General features: G+C 61.3%; 27 protein-coding genes. 25 read left to right on the plus strand and 2 right to left on the minus strand.

Annotation, left to right across the window (positions count from 1 at the left end; all coding sequences use genetic code 11):
• The first annotated feature begins 23 nt into the window (after positions 1 to 23).
• The 11 genes from ACSSVC_RS12880 (at position 24) to ACSSVC_RS12930 (ending at position 9,166) form a co-directional block, all read left to right on the plus strand.
• Positions 24 to 659: a MotA/TolQ/ExbB proton channel family protein gene (locus ACSSVC_RS12880; RefSeq protein ID WP_025128684.1), complete on the plus strand. Its 636-nt coding sequence runs from the start codon at positions 24 to 26 to the stop codon at positions 657 to 659.
• A complete protein-coding gene (locus tag ACSSVC_RS12885; protein WP_346631909.1) occupies positions 656 to 1,084 on the plus strand; it encodes an ExbD/TolR family protein in 429 nt (142 codons plus the stop codon). The genes ACSSVC_RS12880 and ACSSVC_RS12885 overlap by 4 nt, the downstream gene beginning before the upstream one ends.
• Positions 1,084 to 2,094 (plus strand): tetraacyldisaccharide 4'-kinase, encoded by a 1,011-nt coding sequence (gene lpxK / locus ACSSVC_RS12890; protein WP_346631908.1) that lies wholly within the window; start codon positions 1,084 to 1,086, stop codon positions 2,092 to 2,094. Before ACSSVC_RS12885 ends, lpxK begins: the two co-directional genes overlap by 1 nt.
• Before the next feature lie 23 nt (positions 2,095 to 2,117).
• Complete coding sequence (locus tag ACSSVC_RS12895) at positions 2,118 to 2,303, plus strand: Trm112 family protein (RefSeq protein ID WP_011060103.1); 186 nt, start codon at positions 2,118 to 2,120, stop codon at positions 2,301 to 2,303.
• The gene (kdsB, locus tag ACSSVC_RS12900) at positions 2,300 to 3,064 is read left to right on the plus strand and encodes a 3-deoxy-manno-octulosonate cytidylyltransferase (protein ID WP_346631907.1); all 765 of its coding nucleotides are present in this window, start codon (positions 2,300 to 2,302) and stop codon (positions 3,062 to 3,064) included. Before ACSSVC_RS12895 ends, kdsB begins: the two co-directional genes overlap by 4 nt.
• Complete coding sequence (locus ACSSVC_RS12905; RefSeq protein WP_123725733.1) at positions 3,064 to 3,528, plus strand: low molecular weight protein-tyrosine-phosphatase; 465 nt, start codon at positions 3,064 to 3,066, stop codon at positions 3,526 to 3,528. Before kdsB ends, ACSSVC_RS12905 begins: the two co-directional genes overlap by 1 nt.
• Positions 3,525 to 4,544, plus strand: coding sequence for a UDP-N-acetylmuramate dehydrogenase (gene murB, locus ACSSVC_RS12910; RefSeq protein ID WP_492612346.1), 1,020 nt, complete (start codon positions 3,525 to 3,527; stop codon positions 4,542 to 4,544). Before ACSSVC_RS12905 ends, murB begins: the two co-directional genes overlap by 4 nt.
• A gap of 251 nt (positions 4,545 to 4,795) precedes the next feature.
• The gene (locus ACSSVC_RS12915) at positions 4,796 to 5,266 is read left to right on the plus strand and encodes a (2Fe-2S)-binding protein (RefSeq protein WP_317072079.1); all 471 of its coding nucleotides are present in this window, start codon (positions 4,796 to 4,798) and stop codon (positions 5,264 to 5,266) included.
• Entirely contained in the window at positions 5,263 to 7,578 is a 2,316-nt protein-coding gene (locus ACSSVC_RS12920) for a xanthine dehydrogenase family protein molybdopterin-binding subunit (protein WP_492612347.1), read from the plus strand. The genes ACSSVC_RS12915 and ACSSVC_RS12920 overlap by 4 nt, the downstream gene beginning before the upstream one ends.
• The gene (locus ACSSVC_RS12925) at positions 7,578 to 8,573 is read left to right on the plus strand and encodes an XdhC family protein (protein WP_492612348.1); all 996 of its coding nucleotides are present in this window, start codon (positions 7,578 to 7,580) and stop codon (positions 8,571 to 8,573) included. Before ACSSVC_RS12920 ends, ACSSVC_RS12925 begins: the two co-directional genes overlap by 1 nt.
• The gene (locus ACSSVC_RS12930) at positions 8,570 to 9,166 is read left to right on the plus strand and encodes a nucleotidyltransferase family protein (RefSeq protein WP_346631902.1); all 597 of its coding nucleotides are present in this window, start codon (positions 8,570 to 8,572) and stop codon (positions 9,164 to 9,166) included. Before ACSSVC_RS12925 ends, ACSSVC_RS12930 begins: the two co-directional genes overlap by 4 nt.
• Positions 9,167 to 9,228: 62 nt before the next feature.
• Here ACSSVC_RS12930 and rne read toward each other — a convergent pair whose 3' ends face one another.
• Positions 9,229 to 12,486: a ribonuclease E gene (gene rne, locus ACSSVC_RS12935; protein WP_492612349.1), complete on the minus strand. Its 3,258-nt coding sequence runs from the start codon at positions 12,484 to 12,486 to the stop codon at positions 9,229 to 9,231.
• A 716-nt stretch (positions 12,487 to 13,202) separates the two neighbouring features.
• Between rne and rluC the strand changes: the two genes are divergently transcribed.
• The 3 genes from rluC to sppA are packed head-to-tail and all read left to right on the plus strand — an operon-like array spanning position 13,203 to position 15,822.
• On the plus strand, positions 13,203 to 14,159 hold the full coding sequence (rluC, locus tag ACSSVC_RS12940; RefSeq protein WP_016965316.1) for a 23S rRNA pseudouridine(955/2504/2580) synthase RluC: 957 nt from the start codon (positions 13,203 to 13,205) through the stop codon (positions 14,157 to 14,159).
• Entirely contained in the window at positions 14,149 to 14,811 is a 663-nt protein-coding gene (locus tag ACSSVC_RS12945; RefSeq protein ID WP_404938772.1) for an HAD-IA family hydrolase, read from the plus strand. The genes rluC and ACSSVC_RS12945 overlap by 11 nt, the downstream gene beginning before the upstream one ends.
• A 21-nt stretch (positions 14,812 to 14,832) precedes the next feature.
• Positions 14,833 to 15,822 (plus strand): signal peptide peptidase SppA, encoded by a 990-nt coding sequence (sppA, locus tag ACSSVC_RS12950; protein WP_446440159.1) that lies wholly within the window; start codon positions 14,833 to 14,835, stop codon positions 15,820 to 15,822.
• A gap of 51 nt (positions 15,823 to 15,873) precedes the next feature.
• Here sppA and ACSSVC_RS12955 read toward each other — a convergent pair whose 3' ends face one another.
• Entirely contained in the window at positions 15,874 to 16,452 is a 579-nt protein-coding gene (locus ACSSVC_RS12955; protein ID WP_404938777.1) for a Maf family protein, read from the minus strand.
• Positions 16,453 to 16,557: 105 nt separating this feature from the next.
• On the opposite strand from ACSSVC_RS12955, the gene ACSSVC_RS12960 reads away from it, so the two are divergent.
• The 11 genes from ACSSVC_RS12960 to ACSSVC_RS13010 all read left to right on the plus strand — a co-directional run bounded on the left by ACSSVC_RS12960 (position 16,558) and on the right by ACSSVC_RS13010 (position 25,536).
• Complete coding sequence (locus ACSSVC_RS12960; protein WP_011060115.1) at positions 16,558 to 17,085, plus strand: YceD family protein; 528 nt, start codon at positions 16,558 to 16,560, stop codon at positions 17,083 to 17,085.
• Positions 17,086 to 17,098: 13 nt separating this feature from the next.
• Positions 17,099 to 17,281, plus strand: a complete 183-nt coding sequence (gene rpmF, locus ACSSVC_RS12965; RefSeq protein ID WP_003179396.1) for a 50S ribosomal protein L32 — start codon at positions 17,099 to 17,101, stop codon at positions 17,279 to 17,281.
• Positions 17,282 to 17,284: 3 nt separating this feature from the next.
• Positions 17,285 to 18,295, plus strand: a complete 1,011-nt coding sequence (plsX, locus tag ACSSVC_RS12970) for a phosphate acyltransferase PlsX (protein ID WP_346631896.1) — start codon at positions 17,285 to 17,287, stop codon at positions 18,293 to 18,295.
• Between the two features lie 126 nt (positions 18,296 to 18,421).
• Positions 18,422 to 19,360: an ACP S-malonyltransferase gene (fabD, locus tag ACSSVC_RS12975; protein ID WP_016968270.1), complete on the plus strand. Its 939-nt coding sequence runs from the start codon at positions 18,422 to 18,424 to the stop codon at positions 19,358 to 19,360.
• 16 nt (positions 19,361 to 19,376) lie between these two features.
• On the plus strand, positions 19,377 to 20,117 hold the full coding sequence (fabG, locus tag ACSSVC_RS12980; protein ID WP_011060118.1) for a 3-oxoacyl-ACP reductase FabG: 741 nt from the start codon (positions 19,377 to 19,379) through the stop codon (positions 20,115 to 20,117).
• A 196-nt stretch (positions 20,118 to 20,313) separates the two neighbouring features.
• A complete protein-coding gene (acpP, locus tag ACSSVC_RS12985; protein ID WP_003175607.1) occupies positions 20,314 to 20,550 on the plus strand; it encodes an acyl carrier protein in 237 nt (78 codons plus the stop codon).
• A 110-nt stretch (positions 20,551 to 20,660) separates the two neighbouring features.
• Positions 20,661 to 21,905 (plus strand): beta-ketoacyl-ACP synthase II, encoded by a 1,245-nt coding sequence (gene fabF / locus ACSSVC_RS12990; protein ID WP_011060119.1) that lies wholly within the window; start codon positions 20,661 to 20,663, stop codon positions 21,903 to 21,905.
• Complete coding sequence (gene pabC / locus ACSSVC_RS12995; RefSeq protein ID WP_404938779.1) at positions 21,905 to 22,720, plus strand: aminodeoxychorismate lyase; 816 nt, start codon at positions 21,905 to 21,907, stop codon at positions 22,718 to 22,720. The genes fabF and pabC overlap by 1 nt, the downstream gene beginning before the upstream one ends.
• Before the next feature lie 3 nt (positions 22,721 to 22,723).
• Positions 22,724 to 23,905, plus strand: a complete 1,182-nt coding sequence (mltG, locus tag ACSSVC_RS13000) for an endolytic transglycosylase MltG (protein WP_404938781.1) — start codon at positions 22,724 to 22,726, stop codon at positions 23,903 to 23,905.
• A 19-nt stretch (positions 23,906 to 23,924) separates the two neighbouring features.
• The gene (gene tmk, locus ACSSVC_RS13005) at positions 23,925 to 24,557 is read left to right on the plus strand and encodes a dTMP kinase (protein WP_404938783.1); all 633 of its coding nucleotides are present in this window, start codon (positions 23,925 to 23,927) and stop codon (positions 24,555 to 24,557) included.
• Positions 24,550 to 25,536, plus strand: coding sequence for a DNA polymerase III subunit delta' (locus ACSSVC_RS13010; protein ID WP_446440161.1), 987 nt, complete (start codon positions 24,550 to 24,552; stop codon positions 25,534 to 25,536). The genes tmk and ACSSVC_RS13010 overlap by 8 nt, the downstream gene beginning before the upstream one ends.
• Positions 25,537 to 25,565: the final 29 nt, after the last annotated feature.

Below are 25,565 nucleotides of genomic sequence, written 5' to 3' on the forward strand. Positions count from 1 at the left end.
ACTTTTTCGAGGGGACTGTCACTGTGTGGGAATTGGTCAAATCCGGCGGCTGGATGATGTTGCCGATCATTCTGAGTTCCATCGCGGCTGTGGGCATCATCGCCGAGCGTTTGTGGACCCTGCGGGCCAGCCGAGTCACCCCGCCCCATTTGTTGGGTCAGGTCTGGCGCTGGATCAAGGACAAGCAACTCAATAAGGAAAAACTCAAGGAGCTGCGTGCCGATTCGCCCCTGGGAGAGATTCTGGCGGCGGGCCTGGCCAATTCCAAGCATGGTCGCGAGATCATGAAGGAATGCATCGAGGAGGCCGCGGCCCGGGTCATTCACGAACTGGAACGCTACCTCAACGCCCTCGGCACCATCGCCGCGATGGCGCCCCTGCTGGGCCTGCTGGGCACGGTGCTGGGCATGATCGATATCTTCAGTTCGTTCATGGGGTCGGGGATGACCACCAACGCCGCAGTCCTTGCCGGTGGTATTTCCAAGGCACTGATCACCACGGCTGCAGGCTTGATGGTGGGTATTCCTTCGGTGTTCTTCCACCGTTTCCTGCAGCGCCGGGTCGATGAACTGGTGGTGGGCATGGAGCAGGAAGCGATCAAGCTGGTGGAAGTGATCCAGGGCGACCGCGATGTCGACCTGGCTGAGGGCAAAGCGTGAAATTCCGTCGCAAACCCCGGGAAACCGTGGACATCAACCTCGCGTCGTTGATCGATGTGGTGTTCATCCTGCTGCTGTTTTTCGTCGTCACCACCACCTTTACCCGGGAGACCCAACTGCGGGTCGATCTGCCGGAAGCGGTCAGCGGCTCGCCCGCCGAAGACCAGCAGGTCAAGCAGCTGGATATCGCCATCAGCGCCGATGGCGTGTTCTCGGTCAACAATCAGTTGCTGCCCAAGAATGACCTGGCGACCCTGATGGACGCCTTGCAGAAGGAGTCGGCGGGAGACACCAACCTGCCGCTGTCCATCAGTGCCGACGGCAAGACACAACATCAAGCGGTGATCACTGCCATGGACGCGGCCGGCAAGCTCGGTTTCAGCCATTTGCGCATGACCACCGTCGAGGCGGCGCCGGCACCCTGATGGCACTTTCTGATCGTCTGCTCGCCGCCTGGTACAACGGCCATCCCGCGCTGAAACTGCTGCAGCCCCTGGAATGGCTGTACCGCCGCGTGGTGGTGGGCAAGCGCCAGCGTTTCCTGGCAGGTGAGGGGGCTATCTATCAACCGCCGGTGCCCTTGATCGTGGTGGGCAACATCACCGTCGGTGGCACCGGCAAGACGCCGTTGATCCTGTGGTTGGTGGAGCACTGCCAGCGCCTGGGCCTGCGGGTCGGGGTGGTCAGTCGCGGCTATGGCGCCAAGCCGCCGCAATTGCCCTGGCGGGTGACTGCCGCTGACAGTGCCGGGGTGGCCGGCGACGAACCGCTGTTGATCGTGCAGCGCTGTGGCGTGCCCCTGATGATCGACCCGGATCGCAGCCGCGCGGTGCAGGCCTTGCTGGCTGCCGAACCGCTGGACCTGATTCTTTCCGACGATGGCCTGCAGCATTACCGCCTGGCCCGTGATCTGGAGCTGGTGCTGATCGACGCGGCCCGCGGCCTGGGCAATCGCCGCTGTTTGCCGGCCGGCCCCCTGCGCGAGCCGGTGGAGCGCCTGGAGAGTGTCGATGCACTGCTCTACAACGGCGCCTTTGATGATCGCGCCGACGGTTTTGCCTTCCACCTCAAGCCTTCGGCGCTGGTCAATCTGCAGAGCGGCGAGCGCCGCCCGGTGGAGCACTTCGCGCCAGGGCAGGCGGTGCACGCGGTGGCCGGTATCGGCAACCCCCAGCGTTTCTTCAATACCCTTGAAACGCTACACTGGCGGCCTGTCCCCCATGCATTTGCCGATCACGCCCAATACAGTGCGCAGGCCTTGGCCTTCACCCCGTCATTGCCGCTGGTCATGACCGAAAAAGATGCGGTCAAGTGCCGTGACTTTGCGGCTGCCGACTGGTGGTACCTGGCGGTGGACGCCGTGCCGTCCGCGGCCTTCATCGCCTGGTTCGATACCCAACTGATGCGTCTGCTGCCTGATCGTCTGTTGCCTTAATAGCTTTTATCCAGGGAATCCTCATGGACACCAAACTGCTCGACATCCTGGCCTGCCCGATCTGCAAAGGCCCTCTTAAACTCAGCGCCGACAAGACCGAGCTGATCAGCAAGGGCGCCGGCCTGGCCTATCCGATTCGCGATGGCATTCCGGTGATGCTGGAAAGCGAGGCCCGTACCCTGACCACCGAAGAGCGTCTGGACAAATGAGCAGCGCCTTCACCGTGGTCATCCCGGCGCGTTTCGCCTCCACCCGCCTGCCAGGCAAACCCCTGCAACTGATCGCCGGTAAGCCGATGATCCAGTGGGTCTGGGAGCAGGCCTGCAAGAGCAGCGCCGAGCGGGTGGTGGTGGCCACCGATGATCAGCGTATCGTCGAGGTCTGCCAGGGCTTTGGCGCGCAAGCGCTGCTGACTCGGGAAGATCACAACTCGGGTACCGATCGTTTGGCGGAAGTCGCGGGCAAGCTCGGCTTGGCGGCAGATGCCATTGTGGTCAACGTCCAGGGCGATGAGCCGCTGATTCCACCTTCGGTGATCGATCAGGTGGCGGCCAACCTGGCGGCCCATACCGAAGCGCGCATGGCCACCCTGGCCGAGCCGATCGAGGACGCAGAGACCCTGTTCAATCCGAACGTGGTCAAGGTGGTCACTGACCTCAACGGCCTGGCCCTGACCTTCAGTCGCGCCACCTTGCCGTGGGCCCGGGATGCCTTTGCCAAGTGTCGTGATCAGCTGCCGGAAGGCGTGCCTTATCGCCGGCACATCGGTATCTACGCCTACCGTGCGGGTTTTCTCCATGACTTCGTCAGCTGGGGTCCGTGCTGGCTGGAAAACACCGAGTCCCTGGAGCAGTTGCGTGCCCTGTGGCACGGCGTGCGCATCCACGTCGCCGATGCTCTGGAAGCGCCTCCCACCGGCGTCGATACCGCCGAAGACCTTGAGCGCGTTCGGCGCCTGCTGGAGGCTTGATGCGGGTTCTGTTTGTCTGCCTGGGCAATATCTGCCGCTCGCCCACCGCCGAAGGCGTGCTGCGCCGCAAATTGGATGAAGCCGGCCTGGGTCATCAGGTTCAGGTCGCGTCCGCCGGTACCAGCGACTGGCACGTCGGCAAGGCGCCGGACAAGCGCAGCCAGCAGGCGGCCTTGCGGCGCGGCTACGACCTTTCTGCGCAACGGGCGCAGCAGGTCGGCAGCGCCGATTTCGCCGTGTATGACCTGATTTTCGCCATGGACCAGAGCAACCTGCGCAACCTCAAGGCCTTGCAGCCGGCCCGGGGCAAAGCCGAGCTGGACCTATTCCTGCGCCGCTACGAGGCGCCGCTGGATGAAGTGCCGGACCCGTATTACGACGGTGAGCAGGGCTTCGAGCAGGTACTGGACCTGATCGAGGATGCCTGTGACCGGTTGGTGATCGAATTGAAGGGGCGGTTATGAGCCTGGACATTCAATCCGATGTGTCCCTCAAGCCGTTCAACAGTTTCGGGGTCGAGGTCAGGGCGCAATGGTTCGCCCAGGCCCACAGTGATGACGACGTGCGCGAGGCCCTGGCCTATTGCGCCGATCAGCAGTTGCCACTGCTGGTGATTGGCGGTGGCAGCAACCTGCTGCTGACTGCGGATATCCGGGCACTGGTGCTGCGCATGGCCACCCGTGGCATTCGCTTGCTCAGCGATGATGGGCAGCGGGTGGTGGTGGAAGCCGAGGCCGGCGAAACCTGGCATCCCTTTGTGCAGTGGACTTTGGAGCAGGGCTTGTCCGGGCTGGAGAACCTCAGCCTGATCCCCGGCACCGTCGGCGCCGCGCCAATGCAGAACATCGGTGCCTATGGTGTCGAGATCAAGGACGTGTTCGTCGGTCTCACCGCCCTGGACCGGCAGACCGGCGAGCTGCGGGACTTCGATCTGGCCCAGTGCCAGTTCGCCTACCGCGACAGCCTGTTCAAGCATCAGGCCGGTCGCTGGCTGATTCTGCGGGTGCGTTTTGCCCTCAATCGTGTCGATCACCTGCATCTGGAATACGGTCCGGTGCGTCAGCGCCTGAGTGAACAGGGCATCGAACAGCCGACCGCCAGGGATGTCAGCCGGGCGATTTGCAGTATCCGCAGCGAGAAACTTCCCGACCCGGCGGTGCTTGGCAATGCCGGCAGCTTCTTCAAGAACCCGGTGGTATCGGCGATGTTGGCGGCGCAGATCAAGCAGTCGCATCCGGGGCTGGTGGGTTATCCCCAGGCCGATGGGCAAGTGAAGCTGGCGGCCGGCTGGCTGATCGAGCAGGCGGGCTGGAAAGGCTTTCGCGATGCCGATGCCGGCGTTCATCGCCTGCAATCCCTGGTGCTGGTGAACTACGGTACGGCCACAGGCTTGCAGCTGTTGGAGTTGTCCCGGCGCATCCAGCGCGATATTGCCGAGCGCTTCGGTGTCGAGCTGGAGATGGAGCCGAATCTGTATTGAGGCCGCTCTTGAACTAAGCTCAGCGCTTGAGTCCAAAGCCTTGCACGGTTGACACCCTGCAAGGCTTTTTTATGCATGACGACTTAACTTAGCTTGCTAACAATGTGAGTATTTGTCGTCCCCAAAGGCCTGGTGAAGCCCCGTCTTCACAAGAGAGCCCGATTAGCCTGAGCCGATCTGCGCGTATTGCAGCCGCGCTGCTGCGTGGCAGATGGCTCGACCCCATCACCTCATAGAATGCGGGCGTGCCCATGATTACCCTGAAGCTCAACGGTCAAGATCATCCACTGGACGTCACCGAGGACATGCCGCTGTTGTGGGCCATCCGCGATGTGGCGGGTTACAGCGGTACCAAATTCGGCTGCGGCATGGGCCTGTGCGGCGCCTGCACCGTTCATATCGACGGTGATCCGGCGCGCAGTTGCATTACTCCGGCCGGCTCGGTGCTGGGCAAGAACATCAGCACCATCGATAACCTGCACAACGATCCGATCGGGCAGGTGGTACAGCAGGCCTGGCTGGATACAGCGGTGGCCCAGTGCGGTTACTGCCAGGGCGGACAGATCATGTCCGCCACTGCATTGCTCAAGACCCATCCCAATCCCAGCGACGAGCAGATCGAGGAGGCGATGCTCGGCAATATCTGTCGCTGCGGTACCTATAACCGGATCAAGACCGCAATTCGCCAGGCCGCCAACCATCTGCAGGAGGCCAAGGCATGAACCACCTACCCAGTGATTTTGCCCTGAGCAACCTCAGCCGCCGGAGCTTTCTCAAGGGCGTGAGCGCCACCGGGGCCCTGGTGCTGGCTGCCAGCTGGGGTTGGCAGGAGGCGTTTGCCGAAGACAATAAGTTCGGTGCCGATGGCATGCCTCATGGCTGGGTCGATGATCCCAAGGTCTATGTGAGTATCGCCAGCGATGGCAGTGTGACGGTGATCTGCAACCGTTCGGAGATGGGCCAGGGTGTGCGTACCAGCCTGAGCATGGTGGTGGCTGACGAGCTGGATGCCGATTGGGCTCAGGTCAAGGTCAAGCAGGCGCCAGGGGACGAGGCACGCTTTGGCAACCAGGACACCGACGGTTCGCGCAGCATGCGCCATTGGTACGAGCCCATGCGTCGTTGCGGCGCCGCCGCGCGGACCATGCTGGAACAGGCCGCCGCCGAGCAATGGCAAGTACCGTTGACCGAGTGCCGGGCGCAGTTGCACAAAGTGGTTCACCAACCCAGCGGGCGCGAGCTGGGCTATGGCACTCTGGCCGCAGCGGCGGGGGCCTTGGCTGTGCCGGCCCGGGACAGCCTGCGGCTGAAGCAGGCGTCGGAGTTTCGCTATATCGGTAAAGAGGCGACCCGCGCCATCGACGGCCAGGACATCGTCAATGGCCGCGCGGTGTACGGCGCCGACGTGCACTTCGAAGGCATGCTGTTCGCGGCGGTGGCGCGGCCCCCGGTCTATGGCGGCAAGGTCAAGTCCGTGGATGACAGTGCTGCCCTGAAGGTGCCTGGGGTGATCAAGGTCATGCCTATCGATGGCCGTCCGTTGCCCTCCGAGTTCCAGCCCCTGGGCGGTGTGGCGGTGGTGGCGAGCAACACCTGGGCGGCGATCAAGGGCCGCGATGCCTTGAAGATCGAGTGGGACGACGGAGTCAATGCCGGGTACAACTCCATCGAATATCGCAAGGAGTTGGAGGCGGCGGCGCAAAAGCCGGGCAAGGTGGTGCGCAGCACCGGCAACCTCGATGAAGCCCTGAGTGGTGCGCAGAGCAGCCTGGAAGCCACCTATTACCTGCCGCACTTGGCCCAGGCACCCATGGAGCCGATGGTGGCCGTGGCGCGCTTCATGGATGGCCGGTGCGAAGCCTGGGCGCCGAGTCAGGCACCACAGGTCACCCGCGAGCGGATTGCCGAGCGATTGGGAATCGGCTTTGACCAAGTCACGGTCAACGTCACCCTGCTGGGCGGCGGCTTCGGACGCAAATCCAAGCCGGACTTCATTCTTGAAGCGGCCATTCTGGCCAAGGCGTTTCCCGGCAAGGCGGTGCGGGTGCAATGGACCCGGGAAGACGATATTCACCACTCCTACTTCCATACGGTGTCGGCGGAGTACCTCAAGGCCGGGCTGAACGAGGACGGCATGCCCGCCGCCTGGCTGCATCGCACCGTGGCACCGAGCATTACCGCGTTGTTCGCCCCGGGGATGAACCATGAAGGCGCCTTCGAGCTGGGCATGGGTTTCACCAACATGGCCTATGCAATCCCCAATGTACGTCTGGAGAACCCCGAGGCCGCAGCCCATACCCGGGTCGGCTGGTACCGTTCGGTGTCGAATATTCCCCACGGCTTTGCCATTCAGAGTTTTATCGACGAACTGGCCCATAAGGCCGGCCAGGACCCGCTGAAGTACCAGCTGAAACTCTTGGGGCCGGATCGTCAGATCGATCCGCGAACCTTGAGCGAAGAGTGGAATTACGGCGAGTCCCCCGAGCGTTATCCCATCGATACCGGGCGCCTGCGTGGCGTGTTGGAAGCGGCGGCCAAGGCCGCCGGTTGGGGGCGTTCGTTGCCCAAGGGGCGCGGTCTGGGGTTGGCAGTGCACTACAGCTTCGTGACCTATGTGGCAGCGGTGATCGAAGTGGAGGTGAAGGAGGATGGCACGCTGATCGTGCACAAGGCCGACATCGCCGTGGATTGCGGTCCGCAGATCAACCCTGAGCGCATTCGTTCACAGTTCGAAGGGGCATGTGTCATGGGCCTGGGCAATGCGGTGTTGGGGGAGATCAGCTTCAAGGACGGCAAGGTGCAGCAGGACAACTTCCATATGTATGAGGTAGCACGCATGTCCCTGGCGCCGAAAGAGGTGCAGGTGCATTTGCTGACTCCGCCGGGTGAGGTGCCGCTGGGGGGCGTTGGTGAGCCGGGTGTACCGCCCATTGCGCCGGCCCTGTGCAATGCCATCTTCGCCGCTACCGGCAAGCGCATCCGCAATTTGCCCGTGCGCTACCAGCTGCAGGGTTGGCAGCAGGCGGGTGCCTGATGGACAGCGTCGACCTGAACGTTCTGCGCAGTGTTCTGGAGTGGCGCCGCGCCGGGCGCACGGTGGTGCTCTATAGCGTGGTCCAGACCTGGGGCAGTGCGCCCCGGCTACCGGGGGCCATGTTGGCCTTGCGCGACGATGGGGTGGTGATTGGCTCGGTGTCCGGCGGTTGTATCGAGGATGACTTGATCACGCGCCTGGCGGATGGACGCTTGTCCCTGTCCGGGCCGCCGGTGCAGTTGCTGACCTATGGCGTAACCCTGGAGGAGGCGGCGCGCTTTGGCCTGCCTTGTGGCGGTACCTTGCGCCTGACCGAGGAGCGGGTCGGCGATCCGTCCTGGGTCGCCGAGTTGCTGGCGCGCTGCGAAGCGCACCAGATCGTGGCTCGGGAGTTGAACCTGAGCAGTGGGCAGGTGCTGCTCAAGGCCGCGAGCAAGACGGATGAACTGGCGTTCGACGGGCTCACTTTGCGGGCGATCTATGGGCCGCGCTGGCGTCTGTTGTTGATCGGTGCCGGGCAGCTTTCCCGCTATGTGGCACAAATGGCTCGTCTGCTGGACTTCGAGGTGCTGGTCTGTGATCCGCGCCAGGAGTTCGTGCAGGGCTGGGAGGATCAGGATGGACGCTTTGTCGCGGGCATGCCTGACGATGCGGTGCTGAGTATCGAGCCTGATGAGCGCACGGCGGTGGTGGCCCTGACCCACGATCCGCGTCTGGATGATATGGCCCTGCTGACGGCGCTCGACTCCCCGGCGTTTTATGTCGGAGCGCTGGGTTCCCGGGTCAACAGCCAGAAACGGCGGGACAATCTGGCGCTCTTGGGGCTGTCGGCGCGGGCCATCGAGCGTTTGCATGGCCCGGTGGGGCTGCACATTGGCAGTCATACGCCGTCAGAGATTGCCTTGTCGCTGATGGCGGAGATCGTGGCGATCAAGAATGGTGTCGAGCCCCTGCAGAAGAAGCCGTTGGCCCGCGCAACCGAGGCGACCACATGACTCCTCTGCCTTGCGCCATCATCCTGGCGGCGGGGCAGGGCAGTCGTTATCGACAGGCGGCAGGGCGCGATCAGGATAAGTTGCTGGCACCTTGTAGAGGTCGCGATGGCGTATTGCGGCCGGTGCTGGAGCAGGTGTTGGTCAACCTGCCGGTGGAAATGCCTCGGCGGGTGTTGGTCACGACGCCGGGACGGCCGCAGGTGGCGGCGCTGGCGCGGGCTTATGGCTGCCAGGTGCTGTTGCTGGACTCCCTTGGCATGGGCCAGAGTCTGGCGGCGGCGGTGGCTGCCAGTGCCGATGCCGGTGGTTGGCTGATTTTGCTGGGAGATATGCCCTTTATCTTGCCTTCCAGCGTAACGCGGGTGATCGAGGGGTTGACCGAGGAGGGCATCAGCGTGCCTCGGCGGGGTGACGATCTGGGGCATCCGGTGGGGTTTGGTCGGGCTTATGGCGCCGCATTGCAAGGCTTGTCCGGCGATCGTGGCGCCAGGTGCCTGTTCGCCCCGGGCAAGGTGGTCGAAGTGTCAGTGAACGACCCGGGAGTGGTATGGGATGTGGATCGACCCGAGGCGCTGGTCTATCGGGATCGCTGAATGGCAGGCATGAAAAAGCCCCGCTCGGTTAACCGGGCGGGGCTTTTTCATTGCCGATGGAATCAGACGAGAGGTTTAGGCTCGTGCTGTTTTTCCTCGACGTGGGCTACGTGCTCAACGGCGTGTTCGACGTTGTGCTGAGCCTCTTCCACGGCTGGGGCAGCGTGCTCGATCGCAGGTTCGGCGACTGGTGCAGGTGCTGCTTCGGTTGCTTCGACAGGCGCTGGAGCGGCCTCGACGACCACTGGCGCTTCTACCGGAGCAGGCTCGGCAGCGACCACGGCTTCAACCGGGGCAGCAGCGGCGGCCAGTTCGGCTTCCTTCTGCAGGCGCTCGGCTTCACGCTTGCGACGACGCACTTCACGCGGATCGTTTGGTGCACGACCGTTGCTGGTCAGGGCGCTGGCAGGAGCAGCCTCGATCACTGGAGCAGGTGTTTCGGCAACCACGGGGGCGGCAACCGGAGCAGGCTCTTCAGTCTGGGCTGGCTGCTGGGCAACCACTGGCTGCTCGACAGCTACAGGCTCGGTTGCAGGCGCTGGAGCTTCCTGAACCGGCTCGATGGCTTTCTCTTCAGCCGCTGGCGCTTGGGCTACAGGTTCTGCAACAGGTTGCTCGGCAACCACTGGCTGTGCTTCCACAACCACGGCAGGTTCTGCAGCGACTTCAACCTGGGCTGGTTCTGCAACAACCGGGGCCACTTCGGCTACAGGAGCAACTTCAACCGCTGGAGCTGCTGGAGCTTCCACTGCAGTGGTCGCCTCAACCGAAGGTGCTTCTGGAGTCTTTTCTTCAACCGCGGCCGTAGCGCGTTCAGCCTGCTGATGAGCTTCGGCTTCAGCGTTGGCGCTGATGGCGGTGCTGGCAACAGCGGCGGTAACCGCGAGGCCGGCAGCCAGATCGGCGCTGCTTGGCTCTTCGCCATTCTCTTCCGAGCCTTCGATCACATTGCCGTTGGCATCGCGCTGACGTTCACGACGGTTGCTGCGACGACGCTGGCCGCGGGAGCGACGACGTGGACGTTCGCCTTCGGCGTTGTCCTGGCCTTCTTCCTGCAGTTGCTCTTCGTTCGGCAGCACTTCTTCTTCGCTGGCGGCAGCGGCCTGAGCCTGCTCGGCACGTGGTTGACGCTCTTCACGCGGTTGACGTGGCTGGCGCTCTTCACGTGGCTGGCGAGCTGGACGCTCCTCAGTCACTACAGCGGCGGTAGCGGCGGCTGCAGCCGGAGCGGCATCCAGAGGCTCACGCAGTTCGCGAACACGTTCTTCACGTTCGCCACGTGGCTTGCGGTCCTCGCGAGGGGCGCGTGGTTGACGTTCTTCACGAGGGGCGCGTGGAGCGCGTTCTTCGCGGGCTACGCCTTGTACTTCTTCACGGGCTTCACGAACTTCTCGCGGCTGACGCTCTTCCCGCGGTGCGCGTTCTTCACGTGGAGCACGTTCTTCACGTGGAGCACGTTCTTCGCGCGGCTTGCGTTCTTCATCGCGGCGACCGTTGCGGTTGCGGCTCTGTTGGCGGCCATTGCGACGTTGCTCTTCGTTGCTGCGTGCAGGACGTTCGGTCACTGGCTTCTCGACCACAACCGGAGCCGCTGGCTCTTCCTTGGTGGCGAACAGGCTGACCAGGGACTTCACCAGGCCTTTGAACAGGCTTGGCTCGGCAACAACCGGGGCTGGAGCGGCAACCGGGGCAGGGGCTTCGGTTGGCACTGGTGCGTTGGCGCGGGCCGGAGCGGTCTTCACCGCGGCTTCCTGGCGAACCAGGGTGCGGGTGGCGGCGGTTGGCTGAACTTCTTCGGCTTCGGCAGCAGCAGCAGCGATTTCGTAGCTGGACTGGTTGGTGTTGGCTTCCGGGCTGTCATCGCGCAGACGCTGTACTTCGAAGTGCGGCGTTTCGAGGTGATCGTTCGGCAGAATGACGATGCGGGCACGGGTACGCAGTTCGATCTTGGTGATCGAGTTGCGTTTTTCGTTGAGCAGGAAGGCTGCGACCGGAATCGGCACTTGGGCGCGAACTTCGGCGGTACGGTCTTTCAGGGCTTCTTCTTCGATCAGGCGCAGGATCGCCAGGGACAACGACTCGACGTCACGGATGATGCCGGTGCCGTTGCAACGCGGGCAGACGATGCCACTGCTTTCACCCAGGGATGGGCGCAGGCGCTGACGGGACATTTCCAGCAGGCCGAAGCGCGAGATGCGACCGATCTGCACGCGGGCGCGGTCGGCTTCCAGGCATTCGCGGACTTTCTCTTCCACGGCGCGCTGGTTCTTGGCCGGGGTCATGTCGATGAAGTCGATGACGATCAGGCCGCCGATGTCACGCAGGCGCAACTGGCGAGCGATTTCTTCCGCTGCTTCCAGGTTGGTCTGCAGGGCGGTTTCTTCGATGTCGCTGCCTTTGGTGGCGCGGGCCGAGTTGATGTCGATGGACACCAGGGCTTCGGTTGGGTCAATGACGATGGAGCCGCCGGAAGGCAGCTCAACGACGCGCTGGAAGGCGGTCTCGATCTGGCTTTCGATCTGGAAACGGTTGAACAGCGGAACGCTGTCTTCGTACAGCTTGATCTTGCTGGCGTACTGCGGCATCACCTGGCGGATGAAGGTCAGGGCTTCGTCCTGGGCTTCAACGCTGTCGATCAGCACTTCGCCGATGTCCTGGCGCAGGTAGTCGCGGATCGCGCGGATGATCACGTTGCTTTCCTGGTAGATCAGGAATGGCGCGGAGCGATCCAGCGACGCTTCTTTGATGGCGGTCCAGAGTTGCAGCAGGTAGTCGAGGTCCCACTGCATTTCTTCGCTGCTGCGGCCCAGGCCGGCAGTGCGCACGATCAGACCCATGTCGGCAGGAGCTACCAGGCCGTTCAGCGCTTCACGCAGTTCGTTGCGCTCTTCGCCTTCGATGCGACGGGAGATGCCACCGGCACGCGGGTTGTTCGGCATCAGCACCAAGTAGCGACCGGCCAGGCTGATGAAGGTGGTCAGGGCAGCGCCCTTGTTGCCACGCTCTTCTTTTTCGACCTGGACGATGACTTCCTGGCCTTCGCTCAGGACGTCTTTGATGTTGACGCGGCCTTCAGGGGCTTTCTTGAAGTATTCGCGGGAGATTTCTTTGAGGGGCAGGAAGCCGTGGCGCTCAGAGCCGAAATCGACAAAGGCAGCCTCAAGGCTTGGTTCGATACGAGTGATGCGGCCTTTATAGATGTTGGCCTTTTTCTGCTCGCGTGCACCGGACTCGATGTCCAGGTCGTAGAGGCGCTGGCCGTCTACCAGGGCAACACGCAACTCTTCGGGTTGAGTTGCGTTAATCAGCATTCTTTTCATGTAGTACCGTCGGTTTCCGGGCTGCCGGAAACGGCGTTCGGCACACACGACTTCTCACGGTCGGTGTCAGGTGCGTCAGGAGTGGTTGACCACTCGAGTGTCTAGCGAGGTTCGTCCGAATAACTAAGAACGAAGTCGCGACTCACGCGTCCTGCTTGCTGTGGTGACTAAGGCACCGCTTAAGCAAAAGTCTGTCAGGAGGAGGAATCAACCGGCGACTGTGGACGAGATGAAGCGTCTTGAATAAAGCCTAATGCTACACAGTTCGACGGTTGTGCATCTCCACCCTACACGTATCCCTGATAATTCGGGTGCTGCCGCGCGCAGAATCCGCAGCGGGTTGGCATTTACCGTGAACTCCGAAAGGGGAGGTCACGCATCATGGCTAAAGGCGTTGTTTCCGTAACCTTCGCTCGGGGTCGTCTGTCGCCGACTGCACTTTGTGAACTGGCCGTTAATCGCTGCGTATAAAGGCGAGTGATAACTCTGCTTTCTACGGGTTTCAGGCCTCATGTCACCTGCGCTTGTTACAACGTCAAACTCTTCCGGTATGTAGCGAGAGCTGCGTAGGACGGCCTTGCGTCCTTATGAATTGCGTTGGTCAGGGCCGGCTAGTTGCCGCTGTTCCGCTGTCCAGCCGCTTTTGGCGGCGTTCGCGACTATAGCAGCAATCATTAAGTGCTTCAAATCCATAAAAAATTGTTATCATTCGCGCCATGACGACTACTGCCCCCTCGACTCCAGGCGTTCAATTGCTTGAGGTCTCGCCGGAATATGCCGGCCAACGAATTGATAACTTCCTTCTTGCTCGGCTCAAAGGCGTGCCCAAGACCTTGATTTATCGCATTTTGCGCAAAGGCGAAGTGCGAGTGAACAAGGGGCGGATCAAGCCCGAATACAAGCTGCAGGCGGGCGATGTGGTGCGCGTGCCGCCGGTGCGCGTGCCTGAGCGCGACGAGCCGGTGCCGCTGGCGCAAGGTCTGCTGCAGCGTCTTGAGGCCTCAATCGTTTTCGAAGACAAGGCCCTGATTGTGATCAACAAGCCCGCAGGCATTGCTGTGCATGGCGGTAGTGGCCTGAACTTCGGGGTGATCGAAGCCTTTCGTCAGTTGCGTCCGGACGCCAAGGAGTTGGAGCTGGTGCATCGCCTCGACCGTGATACCTCTGGCCTGTTGATGATCGCGAAAAAGCGCAGCATGTTGCGCCACCTGCATGCCGCCTTGCGGGGGGATGGTGTGGATAAGCGCTATATGGCGCTGGTTCGTGGGCACTGGGCTACCGCTCTGAAACAGGTACGAGCGCCGTTGCTCAAGAGCAATCTGCGCTCAGGCGAGCGCATGGTGGAAGTGAACGAAGAGGGCAAGGAGGCCTTGACGGTGTTCAAGGTGCTGCGCCGCTTCGGTGAGTTCGCCACCATGGTTGAGGCCAAGCCGGTCACCGGGCGTACGCATCAGATTCGCGTGCACACCCTGCACGCCGGGCACTGCATCGCCGGCGACAGCAAGTACGGCGACGATGATTTCACGCGTGAGATTCGCGAGTTGGGCGGCAAACGCCTGTTTCTCCATGCCTATATGTTGACGGTGCCGCTGCCGGACGGTGGTGAGCTGAAGTTGCAGGCCCCGGTGGACGAAATGTGGGCCAAAACCGTGGAGCGCTTGAGTGCACCCTGATTACCAGCTGCTGATCTTCGATTGGGACGGCACTCTGGCTGATTCCATTGGTCGGATTGTTGAGTCGATGCACGTGTCTGCCGATCGATCCGGTTTTCCTCGGCGTGATGACTTTGCCGTCAAGGGCATCATCGGGCTTGGTTTGCCGGAGGCGATTCGTACCTTGTATCCGGATATCGACGACGGCCAGTTGGTAGCCTTTCGTCAGCATTATGCGGATCACTACATAGCGCTTGAGGCTGAGCCTTCACCGTTGTTTGCCGGAGTGGTGTCGTCTCTCGAGGCCTTTCGGGCTGAGGGGTATCGGTTGGCGGTCGCTACGGGCAAGGCGCGTCGGGGCTTGGACCGGGTGTTGAGAGCTCATGGTTGGGAAGAGTATTTCGATATCACCCGGGCTGCCGATGAGACTGCCAGCAAGCCCCATCCCTTGATGCTGGAGGAAATTCTTGCTCATTGCGGTGTCGGGCCTCGGCAAGCGTTGATGGTTGGGGATTCGTCCTTTGATCTGTTGATGGCGCGTAATGCGGGCATGGATTCGGTGGCTGTGAGCTACGGTGCTCAGTCCATTGAGGCTTTGCAGGCATTTGAACCGCGCCTGTCCATCGACCGTTTTCCTGAGTTGCACGCCTGGCTCAGCCAGGGTGCCGATTAAGTTTTCGCTGGGGTAGCAAGCATGACTGATGAATGGAAGGCGCCAAGCAAGGCCGGCGCTGAAGGTGGTGACGATAAGAGTTGGAAGTTGTTGGAAAAGACCCTCTTGGCCGGCGTTCAGGAGCAGCGTCGTTCGCGGCGTTGGGGGATTTTCTTCAAGTTGCTGACCTTTGTGTACCTGTTTGTTGCGCTGGCGCTGTTTACTCCGTTGATGACCATGGAAAAGAACGCCACTCGTGGCGGCAGCTACACCGCTGTGATCGATGTCACGGGGGTGATTGCCGACAAGGAGTCTGCAAGTGCGGACAATATTGTCGGTAGCTTGCGCACGGCCTTTGATGATCCCAAGGTCAAGGGCATTGTTTTGCGTATCAACAGTCCTGGCGGCAGTCCGGTGCAGTCTGGCTATGTTTATGACGAGATTCGCCGTTTGCGGGCTCTGCACAAGGACACCAAGGTTTATGCGGTGATTTCCGATCTTGGTGCTTCCGGTGCTTATTACATTGCCAGTGCTGCTGATCAGATCTATGCCGACAAGGCGAGTCTGGTGGGCTCCATTGGGGTGACGGCTGCCGGTTACGGTTTTGTCGGCACCATGGAGAAGCTGGGGGTCGAGCGCCGTACCTACACCTCGGGTGAGCACAAGTCGTTCCTTGATCCGTTCCAGCCGCAAAAGCCAGAAGAGACCCAGTTCTGGCAAGGCGTGCTGGACACAACTCATCGTCAGTTCATCGCCAGCGTCAAGCAGGGGCGTGGCGAGCGTCTCAAGGATAAGGAGCATCCTGAGCTGTTCTCAGGGTTGGTCTGGTCTGGCGAGCAGGCATTGCAGCTGGGTTTGATCGACGGTCTGGGCAACACCAGTTCGGTCGCGCGGGATGTGATCGGTGAGAAGGAGGTGGTGGATTTTACTGTTCAGGAATCGCCTTTTGATCGTTTCTCGAAGAAACTTGGTGCCAGCGTTGCTGAACAGATCGCCATGTGGATGGGCTTTCAGGGGCCAACCCTGCGTTGACTCCGGGGTAAGTAAAAAAGCCGGCCGCAGTGCCGGCTTTTTAGTGCCTGCTCAGGGTACTTCCACGCCTTCGACCAGTAGCATGTCCACCAGGCGGATCAGGGGCAGGCCTATGAGGCTGGTGGCGTCGCTGCCGGCAGTGCTCTGGAACAGGCTGACTCCCAAGCCTTCGGCCTTGAAGCTGCCGGCGCAGTCGAAGGGTTGCTCTGTGTGCAGGTAGCGTTCTATGCGGGCGCTGTCGAGGGTGCGCATGTTGACGGTAAAGGGGACGTAGTCCACCTGGCATTGGCCGGTCTGGCTGTTGAGCAGGGCCAGGCCGGTCAGGAAGGTCACGCTCGCGCCGCTGGCGTCCAGCAGTTGCTGGCGGGCCTTGTCGAAGGTGTGAGGCTTGCCGATGATGCGCTCCCCTAGTACCGCTACCTGGTCCGAGCCGATGATTAGGTGTGCCGGGTGAGTGGTTGCGAGGGCGCGAGCCTTTTCCTCCGCCAGGCGTTTCACCAGCTCTATGGCGGGCTCGCCGGGGCGGTGGCTTTCGTCAATATCAGGAGAGCTGCAGGTGAAGGGGAGTTGCAGGCGAGACAGCAATTCCCGGCGGTACACCGAGCTCGAAGCGAGTAATAAAGGCAGCATGCGCATCTCCTGGGGTGGGGCTGGAATTCTAGCGGGGCTCGCAAGTGACGGACAGGGCTGAATTTCCTTTGACATGGCCGGGGGCATCCCTATAATGCTGCGCCTATGTTGAATGACCCGATTCCACCTCACGTTGACCCGCGCAAATTGGCTGACCGTGGCACCACCCTTCAAGGTGAACTGCTGCTGGCCGATTTGGAGAGACTCTGCGACCCGCTTTCCGACAATGTCGGTACGGTGCAGGCTAAATTCGTTTTCGAGCGTGACGAGCGTAAAGCTGTGGTTATTCACAGCTCCATCGACGTCGAAGTCAAAATGGTTTGCCAGCGTTGTCTTGAGCTGGTCACCCTGCCGATCCACAGCGAGTGCAGTTATGCCGTGGTGAAGGAGGGTGCGAATACCCAGTCGTTGCCGAAAGGTTATGACGTGCTGGAACTGGGCGAAGATCCTTTGGATCTGCAGGCGTTGGTCGAGGAAGAGCTTTTGCTTGCCTTGCCCATCGTGCCTGCTCATCATCCGGAAGAATGCCAGCAGCCGGCGGGGCTCGATGAGCCCGAACCGAGCGAGGACGAGGTAACGCGGTCCAACCCGTTCAGTGTATTGGCGCAGTTAAAGCGTGACCCAAACGTTTAGGAGTTAATCAATTATGGCTGTTCAGCAGAACAAAAAATCCCGCTCTGCCCGTGACATGCGTCGTTCCCACGATGCTCTCGAGGCTAGCACCCTGTCCGTAGAAAAGACCACCGGTGAAGTTCACCTGCGTCACCACGTATCGCCAGAAGGCGTATACCGTGGTCGTAAAGTGATCGACAAGGGCGCTGACGAGTAATCCTTGTCCGCTCAAGTCATCGCGATTGACGCAATGGGCGGGGACTTCGGTCCCCGCAGCATTGTTCAGGCCAGTATTGCTTGCCTGTCTGCTACCCCCTCGCTGCACCTGACCCTGGTCGGTCAACCCTCCCTTCTTGAAGAGCTGCTCTCCGGTCATTCGGCTGTGGATCGCGCGCGCCTGACGATTACTCCGGCAAGCGAAGTGATCACCATGGATGAGAAGCCTGCTCAGGCATTGCGTGGCAAGCCTGATTCGTCGATGCGGGTGGCTCTTGAGCTATTGCGGGATGAAAAGGTCCAGGCCTGTGTCAGTGCTGGTAATACCGGGGCGCTGATGGCTCTGTCGCGTTACGTACTCAAGACCCTGCCCGGCATCGATCGTCCGGCGATGGTGGCTGCCATCCCCACTCAGCGCGGCTATTGCCAGTTGCTGGATCTGGGGGCCAATGTCGATTGCAGTGCCGAGCACCTGTTGCAGTTCGCCATCATGGGGTCGGTTGCGGCGCAAAGCCTGGGCATCGTCCGGCCACGGGTTGCCTTGCTGAACATCGGTACCGAAGACATCAAGGGCAACCAGCAGGTCAAGCTGGCGGCGAGCCTGCTGCAGCAGGCTCGTGGCTTGAACTATATAGGTTTTGTCGAAGGTGACGGGTTGTATCGGGGTGAGGCGGATGTAGTGGTGTGCGACGGGTTCGTCGGCAATATCTTGCTCAAGTCCAGCGAGGGCCTGGCCACCATGATTGCCTCCCGTATCGAGGCGCTGTTCAAGCGGAATCTGTTGTCTCGGGCTGTAGGGGTGCTGGCCTTGCCTTTGATGCGGCGGCTGCAGGCGGACCTGGCGCCTGCTCGGCACAACGGCGCTAGTTTCCTCGGGCTGCAGGGGATTGTGGTGAAAAGCCACGGTTCGGCAGGGGTTCAGGGTTTTCAGAGTGCGATTCAGCGTGCGCTGATTGAAATCCAGGAAGACTTGCCGCGACGCCTGCATGGGCGTCTTGAAGACTTGTTGCTTTAGGCGTTTTACCTGTGGAGTGCTTAAATGTGACCGCTCAGTTCAATTGGCCATCCAACTGTCAGTTTCTTGCGTCCACTGCGGTGTGACGTCAATTCTCCGACGACAAGATCATTAGGGGCTTGTTACATGTCTGCATCCCTCGCATTCGTCTTTCCAGGACAGGGCTCGCAGTCCCTCGGCATGTTGGCCGAGCTGGGCGCGCAGTACCCGCTGATCCTCGACACGTTCAAAGAAGCCTCCGATGCTCTGGGCTACGACCTCTGGGCTCTGACCCAGCAAGGTCCCGAAGAGCTGCTCAATCAGACCGACAAGACTCAACCGGCCATCCTCACTGCCTCCATCGCCCTGTGGCGCGTATGGCTGGCTGAGGGCGGTGCGCGTCCGGCCTTCGTCGCGGGTCACAGCCTCGGTGAATACAGTGCCCTGGTAGCCGCCGGTAGCCTGACCCTGGCCGAAGCGGTCAAGCTGGTGGAGCGCCGTGGTCAGTTGATGCAGGAAGCCGTGCCTGCGGGGCAGGGCGGCATGGCTGCGATTCTTGGCCTGGACGACGCCGACGTAGTTGCCGCTTGTGCTGAAGCGGCACAAGGCGAAGTCGTCAGCGCGGTGAACTATAACTCCCCGGGCCAGGTGGTCATCGCCGGTGCCAAGGCTGCGGTGGATCGTGCCATTGAGGGCTGCAAGGCTCGTGGTGCCAAGCGTGCCATGCCATTGCCGGTCAGCGTGCCATCCCATTGCGAACTGATGCGCCCTGCGGCTGAGCGTTTCGCTGAATCGATTGCTGCGATCAACTGGCAGGCTCCGCAGATTCCGCTGGTGCAGAATGTCAGCGCCGCTGTAGCGGCCGATCTGGACACCCTCAAGCGCGACCTGCTGGAGCAGTTGTACAAGCCAGTGCGCTGGGTCGAGTCGGTGCAGACCCTCGCGGCCCAAGGCGCTACCCAATTGGTCGAGTGCGGTCCGGGCAAGGTCCTTGCCGGTCTCAACAAGCGCTGCGCTGAAGGCGTATCGACCTCTAACCTGAATACCCCAGATGCTTTCGCTGCCGCTCGTGCAGCGTTGGCCTGAACTAGGAGAAGCTTGCATGAGTCTGCAAGGTAAAGTTGCACTGGTGACCGGCGCCAGCCGTGGGATCGGCCAGGCCATCGCGCTTGAGCTGGGGCGTATGGGCGCCACTGTAGTGGGTACTGCCACTTCCGCTTCGGGGGCCGAGCGCATCGCCGCCACCCTCAAGGAAAACGGCATTCAAGGCACTGGTCTTGAGCTCAATGTCACCAGCGACGAGTCCGTGGCTGCGGTCCTGGCCAGCATCACCGAGCAGTTCGGTGCGCCAGCGATTCTGGTGAACAATGCCGGTATCACTCGCGACAACCTGATGATGCGCATGAAAGATGACGAGTGGTATGACGTGGTCGATACCAACTTGAACAGTCTGTATCGCCTGTCCAAGGGCGTTCTGCGTGGCATGACCAAGGCTCGTTGGGGTCGAATTATCAGTATTGGCTCGGTTGTGGGTGCCATGGGCAACGCAGGCCAAGTAAACTACGCCGCCGCCAAAGCCGGTCTGGAAGGTTTCAGCCGTGCCCTGGCGCGTGAAGTGGGTTCGCGGTCGATCACTGTAAACTCGGTTGCTCCAGGTTTTATCGATACCGATATGACCCGCGAGCTACCGGAAGCACAGCGTGAAGCCCTGCTGACGCAAATTCCGCTGGGTCGTCTGGGTCAGGCTCAAGAGATCGCGCAAGTGGTCGCTTTTCTGGCATCCGACGGTGCGGCATACGTTACTGGGGCTACAATCCCGGTCAACGGCGGGATGTATATGTGAGTCAAATGTGACGGATTGCTTCAAAAAAATGTCATACGAGCTGTCTAAAATCCGTTATAAAGCTGCAATCAATTTATAGGCAGATGGCCAAAGGGTTTGAGGGATGAAGCTTTCAGTTGAAAAGCTGAAAAGCCTTTCTATACACTTACCCACTGGCCAGCTGCCTGAATTTGTCCATTAGGAGTGAAAACAAGGTATGAGCACCATCGAAGAGCGCGTCAAGAAAATCGTTGCTGAGCAACTGGGCGTTAAAGAAGAAGAAGTTGTGAACACCGCTTCCTTCGTTGAAGACCTGGGTGCCGACTCCCTTGACACCGTTGAGCTGGTGATGGCTCTGGAAGAGGAATTCGAGACCGAAATCCCTGACGAAGAAGCTGAAAAGATCACTACCGTTCAAGCAGCTATCGACTACGTTACCAGCCACCAGGCTTAATCGTTTGTAGTCGTCTTTTGCTGTCATGGAAAAACCGCACTGCCGTTACGGCGTGCGGTTTTTTCTTTAGGCCTGATACAAAGTGTCGTCATTAGAAAAAGGAGAGTGCTGTGTCGCGTAGACGCGTCGTAGTCACCGGTATGGGTATGTTGTCGCCACTGGGTACGGATGTACCGAGTAGCTGGCAGGGCATTCTGGCTGGCCAAAGTGGCATTGGTCTGATCGAACACACCGACCTTTCTGCCTATTCCACCCGTTTTGGCGGCTCGGTAAAGGGCTTCAATGTCGAGGAATACCTGTCGGTCAAAGAGGCCCGCAAACTCGACCTGTTCATTCAATACGGTCTGGCGGCCGGGTTTCAGGCGGTGCGTAACGCCGGCCTGGAAGTGACCGATGCCAACCGTGAGCGCATTGGCGTGGCCATGGGGTCAGGTATTGGCGGTTTGACCAATATCGAAGAAACCAGCCGCATCCTGCACGATTCCGGACCACGACGGATTTCTCCGTTCTTCGTGCCTGGCTCGATCATCAATATGATTTCCGGCTTCCTGTCCATCCACCTGGGTGCCCAGGGGCCGAACTACGCCATTTCAACGGCGTGTACCACCGGTACCCATTGCATCGGCATGGCTGCGCGCAACATCGCCTACGGCGAAGCCGACGTGATGATTGCCGGCGGCGCCGAAATGGCCGCCTGTGGCCTGGGCATGGGGGGCTTCGGTGCGTCCCGTGCGCTGTCGACTCGCAATGACGAGCCGACCCGCGCCAGCCGGCCGTGGGACAAGGGTCGTGACGGTTTCGTGCTGTCCGACGGCGCCGGCGCGCTGGTTCTGGAAGAGCTGGAGCACGCCAAGGCCCGTGGCGCCACGATCTACGCTGAGCTGATCGGCTTCGGCATGAGCGGCGATGCCTATCACATGACGTCGCCGCCCGCCGATGGTGCCGGTGCCGCTCGCTGCATCGCCAACGCCTTGCGCGACGCCAAGCTCAATGTCGATCAAGTGCAGTACATCAACGCCCATGGCACTTCGACTCCGGCCGGTGACCTGGCAGAGGCCGAAGCGATCAAGAGCGTGTTTGGCGACCATGCCTACAAGCTCGCAGTCAGCTCCACCAAGTCCATGACCGGTCACCTGCTGGGTGCTGCCGGGGCGATCGAGGCGATCTTCAGCGTACTGGCAATCAACAGTCAGGCCGCGCCGCCCACCATCAACCTGGATGAACCGGATGAGGGCTGTGACCTCGATTTTGTGCCGCACACTGCGCGCAGCATGGACATCGATGTGGTGCTCTCCAACTCCTTCGGCTTTGGTGGCACCAACGGCTCTCTGGTGTTCCGCCGGTTCTCCGAGTGATGCATAGCTGGGTCGACGGTCGGCCGGCTGACGCACTGTCGCTCAAGGACCGCGGCCTGGCCTATGGCGATGGTCTGTTCGAGACCATCGCTGTCCGATCCGGGCAGCCGCAACTGCTGGAGCGGCATCTGCAGCGTCTGGCCGAAGGCTGTCGACGTCTTGCTCTGAATGCGGATCAGTCGCTGATCCGCAGTGAAGTGTTGGCCTATGCGGCCGCTCTGGGTGAGGGCGTGCTCAAGCTGATCCTGACCCGGGGCGACAGTCTGCGAGGATATGCCGCCGATCCTGCAGGCGCTGCGCGGCGGATTCTCCAGGGCGGCGCTTTGCCGGCCTATCCTGCGGTTCATGCCGATCAGGGGGTTGTGCTATTTCCTTGTGTCACGCGTTTATCCGAGCAACCGCTGTTGGCGGGCCTCAAGCATCTCAATCGCCTTGAACAGGTTCTGGCTCGCGCTGAATGGCGCGATCCCGAGCACGCCGAAGGCTTGATGCTTGATGGTGCCGGACGGGTGATCGAAGGCGTATTCAGCAATCTGTTTCTGGTCAGCCAAGGAAGTCTCCTGACGGCTGATCTGAGCCGCTGCGGTGTGGCAGGAGTGATGCGCGCTGAAATTTTGTTTCAGGCCAAGTCACAAGGCATCCCCGTTGAAGTGGCGGATATCAGTCTCGATCAACTGCAACAGGCGGACGAGGTCTTTGTCTGCAACAGTGTCTATGGCATCTGGCCGGTGCGTGCCTGCGCCGGGATGCGCTGGTCGACAGGACCGCTCACCCGTAAACTGCAGGGCATTACCCGCGCACTACTGGATGCTTGATTCGTGAGACGTAAACTTCTGCTCCTGCTGGAAACCGGACTGGTCCTGGCAGGGCTGCTGCTGGGCGCGAGTGCCTGGAAACTGCACTCGGCCCTGGAACAACCGCTGAACCTGGGTCAGGAGCAGTTGCTTGATGTTCCCGCCGGTTCTACGCCCACCGGAACCTTCAATCGTCTGCAGGCTGATGGCGTGATCCAGGATGCGTTCTGGCTGCGCCTGTACTGGCGTTTCAACTTGCCGGGCCAGCCTTTGCACAGCGGCGAGTACCGTATGACTCCGGGCATGACTGCCGAAGGCCTGATCGGTCTCTGGCAGCGAGGCGAGGTGGTGCAGTACAGCCTGACCCTGGTGGAGGGCTGGAACTTCCGTCAGGTGCGCAGTGCCCTGGCCAAGAGCGACAAATTGCAACAGACCCTGGCTGGTCTCAGCGACAGCCAGGTGATGGAGAAACTCGGTCACGGCGGCGTGTTTCCCGAGGGGCGTTTCTTCCCCGATACCTATCGTTTTGTGCGGGGCATGACTGATGCCGAACTCTTGGAGAAGGCCTACGATCGTCTGGACGAAGTGTTGGCCAAGGAGTGGGGCAAGCGTGCGGACGATGCGCCCTACAGCGACCCCTATCAGGCGCTGATCATGGCGTCGCTGGTGGAAAAGGAAACCGGCGTGCCCCAGGAGCGTGGACAGATCGCCGGGGTTTTTGTGCGGCGCATGCAGATCGGCATGCTGCTGCAGACCGATCCTACAGTGATCTATGGCCTGGGCGAGCGCTACACCGGCAAGCTGACCCGGGCGCACCTCAAGGAAGCCACACCCTATAACACCTATGTGATCGCCGGTTTGCCACCCACGCCGATTGCCATGGTCGGGCGCGAGGCGATTCATGCCGCTCTCAATCCGGTACCGGGCAAGAGCCTGTATTTTGTGGCCCGCGGCGACGGTAGCCATGTGTTCTCCGATGATCTGGATGCCCATAACAGCGCCGTGCGCGAATTTCAGCTCAAGCGTCGCGCCGACTATCGTTCCAGCCCGGCGCCTGTAACTGCTCCGGCTGCTTCCGAAGCCGAGAGTCCGGCGCCGGCAGTCGCGCCTCAGGCGGCTCCGGAGAGCTCGCCGCCAGCGTCGCCTGAGCCGGCTGTAGCTCCCACTCCGGTGGAGCCCGAACCCGCGCTGAAAAGCCCGCAATGACTCTGATTAAGGACTGCCTGTGACTGGCTTGTTTATTACCCTGGAAGGCCCGGAAGGTGCCGGCAAAAGCACCAACCGCGAGTACCTCGCCGAGCGTTTGCGCGCCGCAGGTATCGAAGTGGTGTTGACTCGCGAGCCTGGTGGCACGCCCTTGGCTGAACGGATTCGCGAAGTGTTGCTGACTCCGGGTGAGGAGGTCATGAATGCCGATACCGAGCTGCTGTTGGTGTTTGCTGCCCGCGCCCAGCACTTGGCCACCGTGATTCGCCCGGCATTGGTCCGGGGCGCGGTGGTGCTGTGCGACCGCTTCACTGATTCGACCTACGCCTATCAGGGTGCTGGTCGTGGCCTGAGCCTTGCGCGCATCGCTGCCCTGGAGGATTTCGTCCAAGGCGAGCTGCGCCCGGATCTGACCCTGGTTTTTGACCTGCCGGTGGACGTCGGTCTGGCCCGCGCCAGTGCCCGTGGCCGGCTGGATCGTTTCGAACAGGAAGGCCAGGCGTTTTTCCAGAAGGTCCGTGAGGCTTACCTGAAGCGCGCCGAAGCTGCTCCACAGCGTTATTTCCTGGTGGATGCGGCGCAGCCACTGGCGCAGGTCCAGCAGTCCCTGGATGCCTTGCTGCCACAATTGCTGGAGCGCGCCCGTGGCTGAAGTCTTCCCCTGGCAGGACGGCCTCTGGCAGCAGTTGGCGGGGCGCGCGCAGCATGCTCACGCGTACCTGCTGCACGGCCCGGCGGGAATTGGCAAGCGGGCCCTGGCCGAGCGCCTGATGGCGCGGTTGTTGTGCCAGCGCCCCGATGGGCTGGATGCCTGCGGTCAGTGCAAGTCGTGCCTGTTGTTGCAGGCGGGCAGTCATCCGGACAATTACGTGCTGGAGCCCGAAGAGGCGGATAAGGCGATCAAGGTCGACCAGGTTCGTGATCTGGTGAGCTTCGTGGTCCAGACTGCGCAACTGGGCGGGCGCAAGGTGGTGCTGATCGAGCCGGTGGAGTCGATGAACATCAATGCGTCCAACGCCTTGTTGAAAAGCCTTGAGGAGCCTTCAGGCGACACTGTGTTGTTGCTGGTGAGCCATCAGCCCAGCCGGCTGTTGCCCACCATTAAGAGCCGTTGTGTACAGCAGGCGTGCCCATTGCCCAGCTCGGCAATGAGTCGGCAGTGGCTGTCCCAGGCCTTGCCCGAATGCACCGAGGAGGAGCGGTTGGAGCTGCTGACCCTGGCAGCGGGATCGCCGCTGGCTGCCGTCGGCCTGCAGGCACAAGGCGTGCGTGAGCAGCGGGCGTTGGTGGTTGAGGGGGTGAAGAAGTTGCTCAAGCAGCAACAGTCGCCAACCCAGTTGGCCGAGGCCTGGAATGCCATTCCCTTGTTGCTGCTGTTCGATTGGTTCTGTGACTGGTCGAACCTGATCCTGCGGTACCAACTGACCCAGGACGAAGACGGCCTGGGTTTGCAGGACATGCGCAAGGTGCTGCAGTACCTGGCGCAAAAGTCCAGCCAGGACAAGGTGCTGGCGATCCAGGACTGGATCCTGGCCCAGCGGCAAAAGGTGCTGAGCAAGGCCAACCTTAACCGCGTGTTGCTGTTGGAAGCGCTGTTGGTGCAGTGGTCGGCGCTGCCTACCCAGCGCTGACGGGCAACACCTAGAATCAAGCCTGTATC

This window comes from Pseudomonas sp. E1BtOHC1, from assembly GCF_058744285.1.

Coding starts and splice junctions, on each gene's coding strand:
- rne (WP_492612349.1), bottom strand. CDS start 12,486: ATGAAAAGAATGCTGATTAACGCAACTCAACCCGAAGAGTTGCGTGTT.
- fabG (WP_011060118.1), top strand. CDS start 19,377: ATGAGTCTGCAAGGTAAAGTTGCACTGGTGACCGGCGCCAGCCGTGGG.
- murB (WP_492612346.1), top strand. CDS start 3,525: ATGAGCCTGGACATTCAATCCGATGTGTCCCTCAAGCCGTTCAACAGT.
- ACSSVC_RS12930 (WP_346631902.1), top strand. CDS start 8,570: ATGACTCCTCTGCCTTGCGCCATCATCCTGGCGGCGGGGCAGGGCAGT.
- sppA (WP_446440159.1), top strand. CDS start 14,833: ATGACTGATGAATGGAAGGCGCCAAGCAAGGCCGGCGCTGAAGGTGGT.
- lpxK (WP_346631908.1), top strand. CDS start 1,084: ATGGCACTTTCTGATCGTCTGCTCGCCGCCTGGTACAACGGCCATCCC.
- rpmF (WP_003179396.1), top strand. CDS start 17,099: ATGGCTGTTCAGCAGAACAAAAAATCCCGCTCTGCCCGTGACATGCGT.
- ACSSVC_RS12920 (WP_492612347.1), top strand. CDS start 5,263: ATGAACCACCTACCCAGTGATTTTGCCCTGAGCAACCTCAGCCGCCGG.
- ACSSVC_RS12915 (WP_317072079.1), top strand. CDS start 4,796: ATGATTACCCTGAAGCTCAACGGTCAAGATCATCCACTGGACGTCACC.
- pabC (WP_404938779.1), top strand. CDS start 21,905: ATGCATAGCTGGGTCGACGGTCGGCCGGCTGACGCACTGTCGCTCAAG.
- ACSSVC_RS12955 (WP_404938777.1), bottom strand. CDS start 16,452: ATGCTGCCTTTATTACTCGCTTCGAGCTCGGTGTACCGCCGGGAATTG.
- rluC (WP_016965316.1), top strand. CDS start 13,203: ATGACGACTACTGCCCCCTCGACTCCAGGCGTTCAATTGCTTGAGGTC.
- kdsB (WP_346631907.1), top strand. CDS start 2,300: ATGAGCAGCGCCTTCACCGTGGTCATCCCGGCGCGTTTCGCCTCCACC.
- ACSSVC_RS12960 (WP_011060115.1), top strand. CDS start 16,558: ATGTTGAATGACCCGATTCCACCTCACGTTGACCCGCGCAAATTGGCT.
- fabD (WP_016968270.1), top strand. CDS start 18,422: ATGTCTGCATCCCTCGCATTCGTCTTTCCAGGACAGGGCTCGCAGTCC.
- ACSSVC_RS12905 (WP_123725733.1), top strand. CDS start 3,064: ATGCGGGTTCTGTTTGTCTGCCTGGGCAATATCTGCCGCTCGCCCACC.
- ACSSVC_RS12895 (WP_011060103.1), top strand. CDS start 2,118: ATGGACACCAAACTGCTCGACATCCTGGCCTGCCCGATCTGCAAAGGC.
- acpP (WP_003175607.1), top strand. CDS start 20,314: ATGAGCACCATCGAAGAGCGCGTCAAGAAAATCGTTGCTGAGCAACTG.
- ACSSVC_RS12925 (WP_492612348.1), top strand. CDS start 7,578: ATGGACAGCGTCGACCTGAACGTTCTGCGCAGTGTTCTGGAGTGGCGC.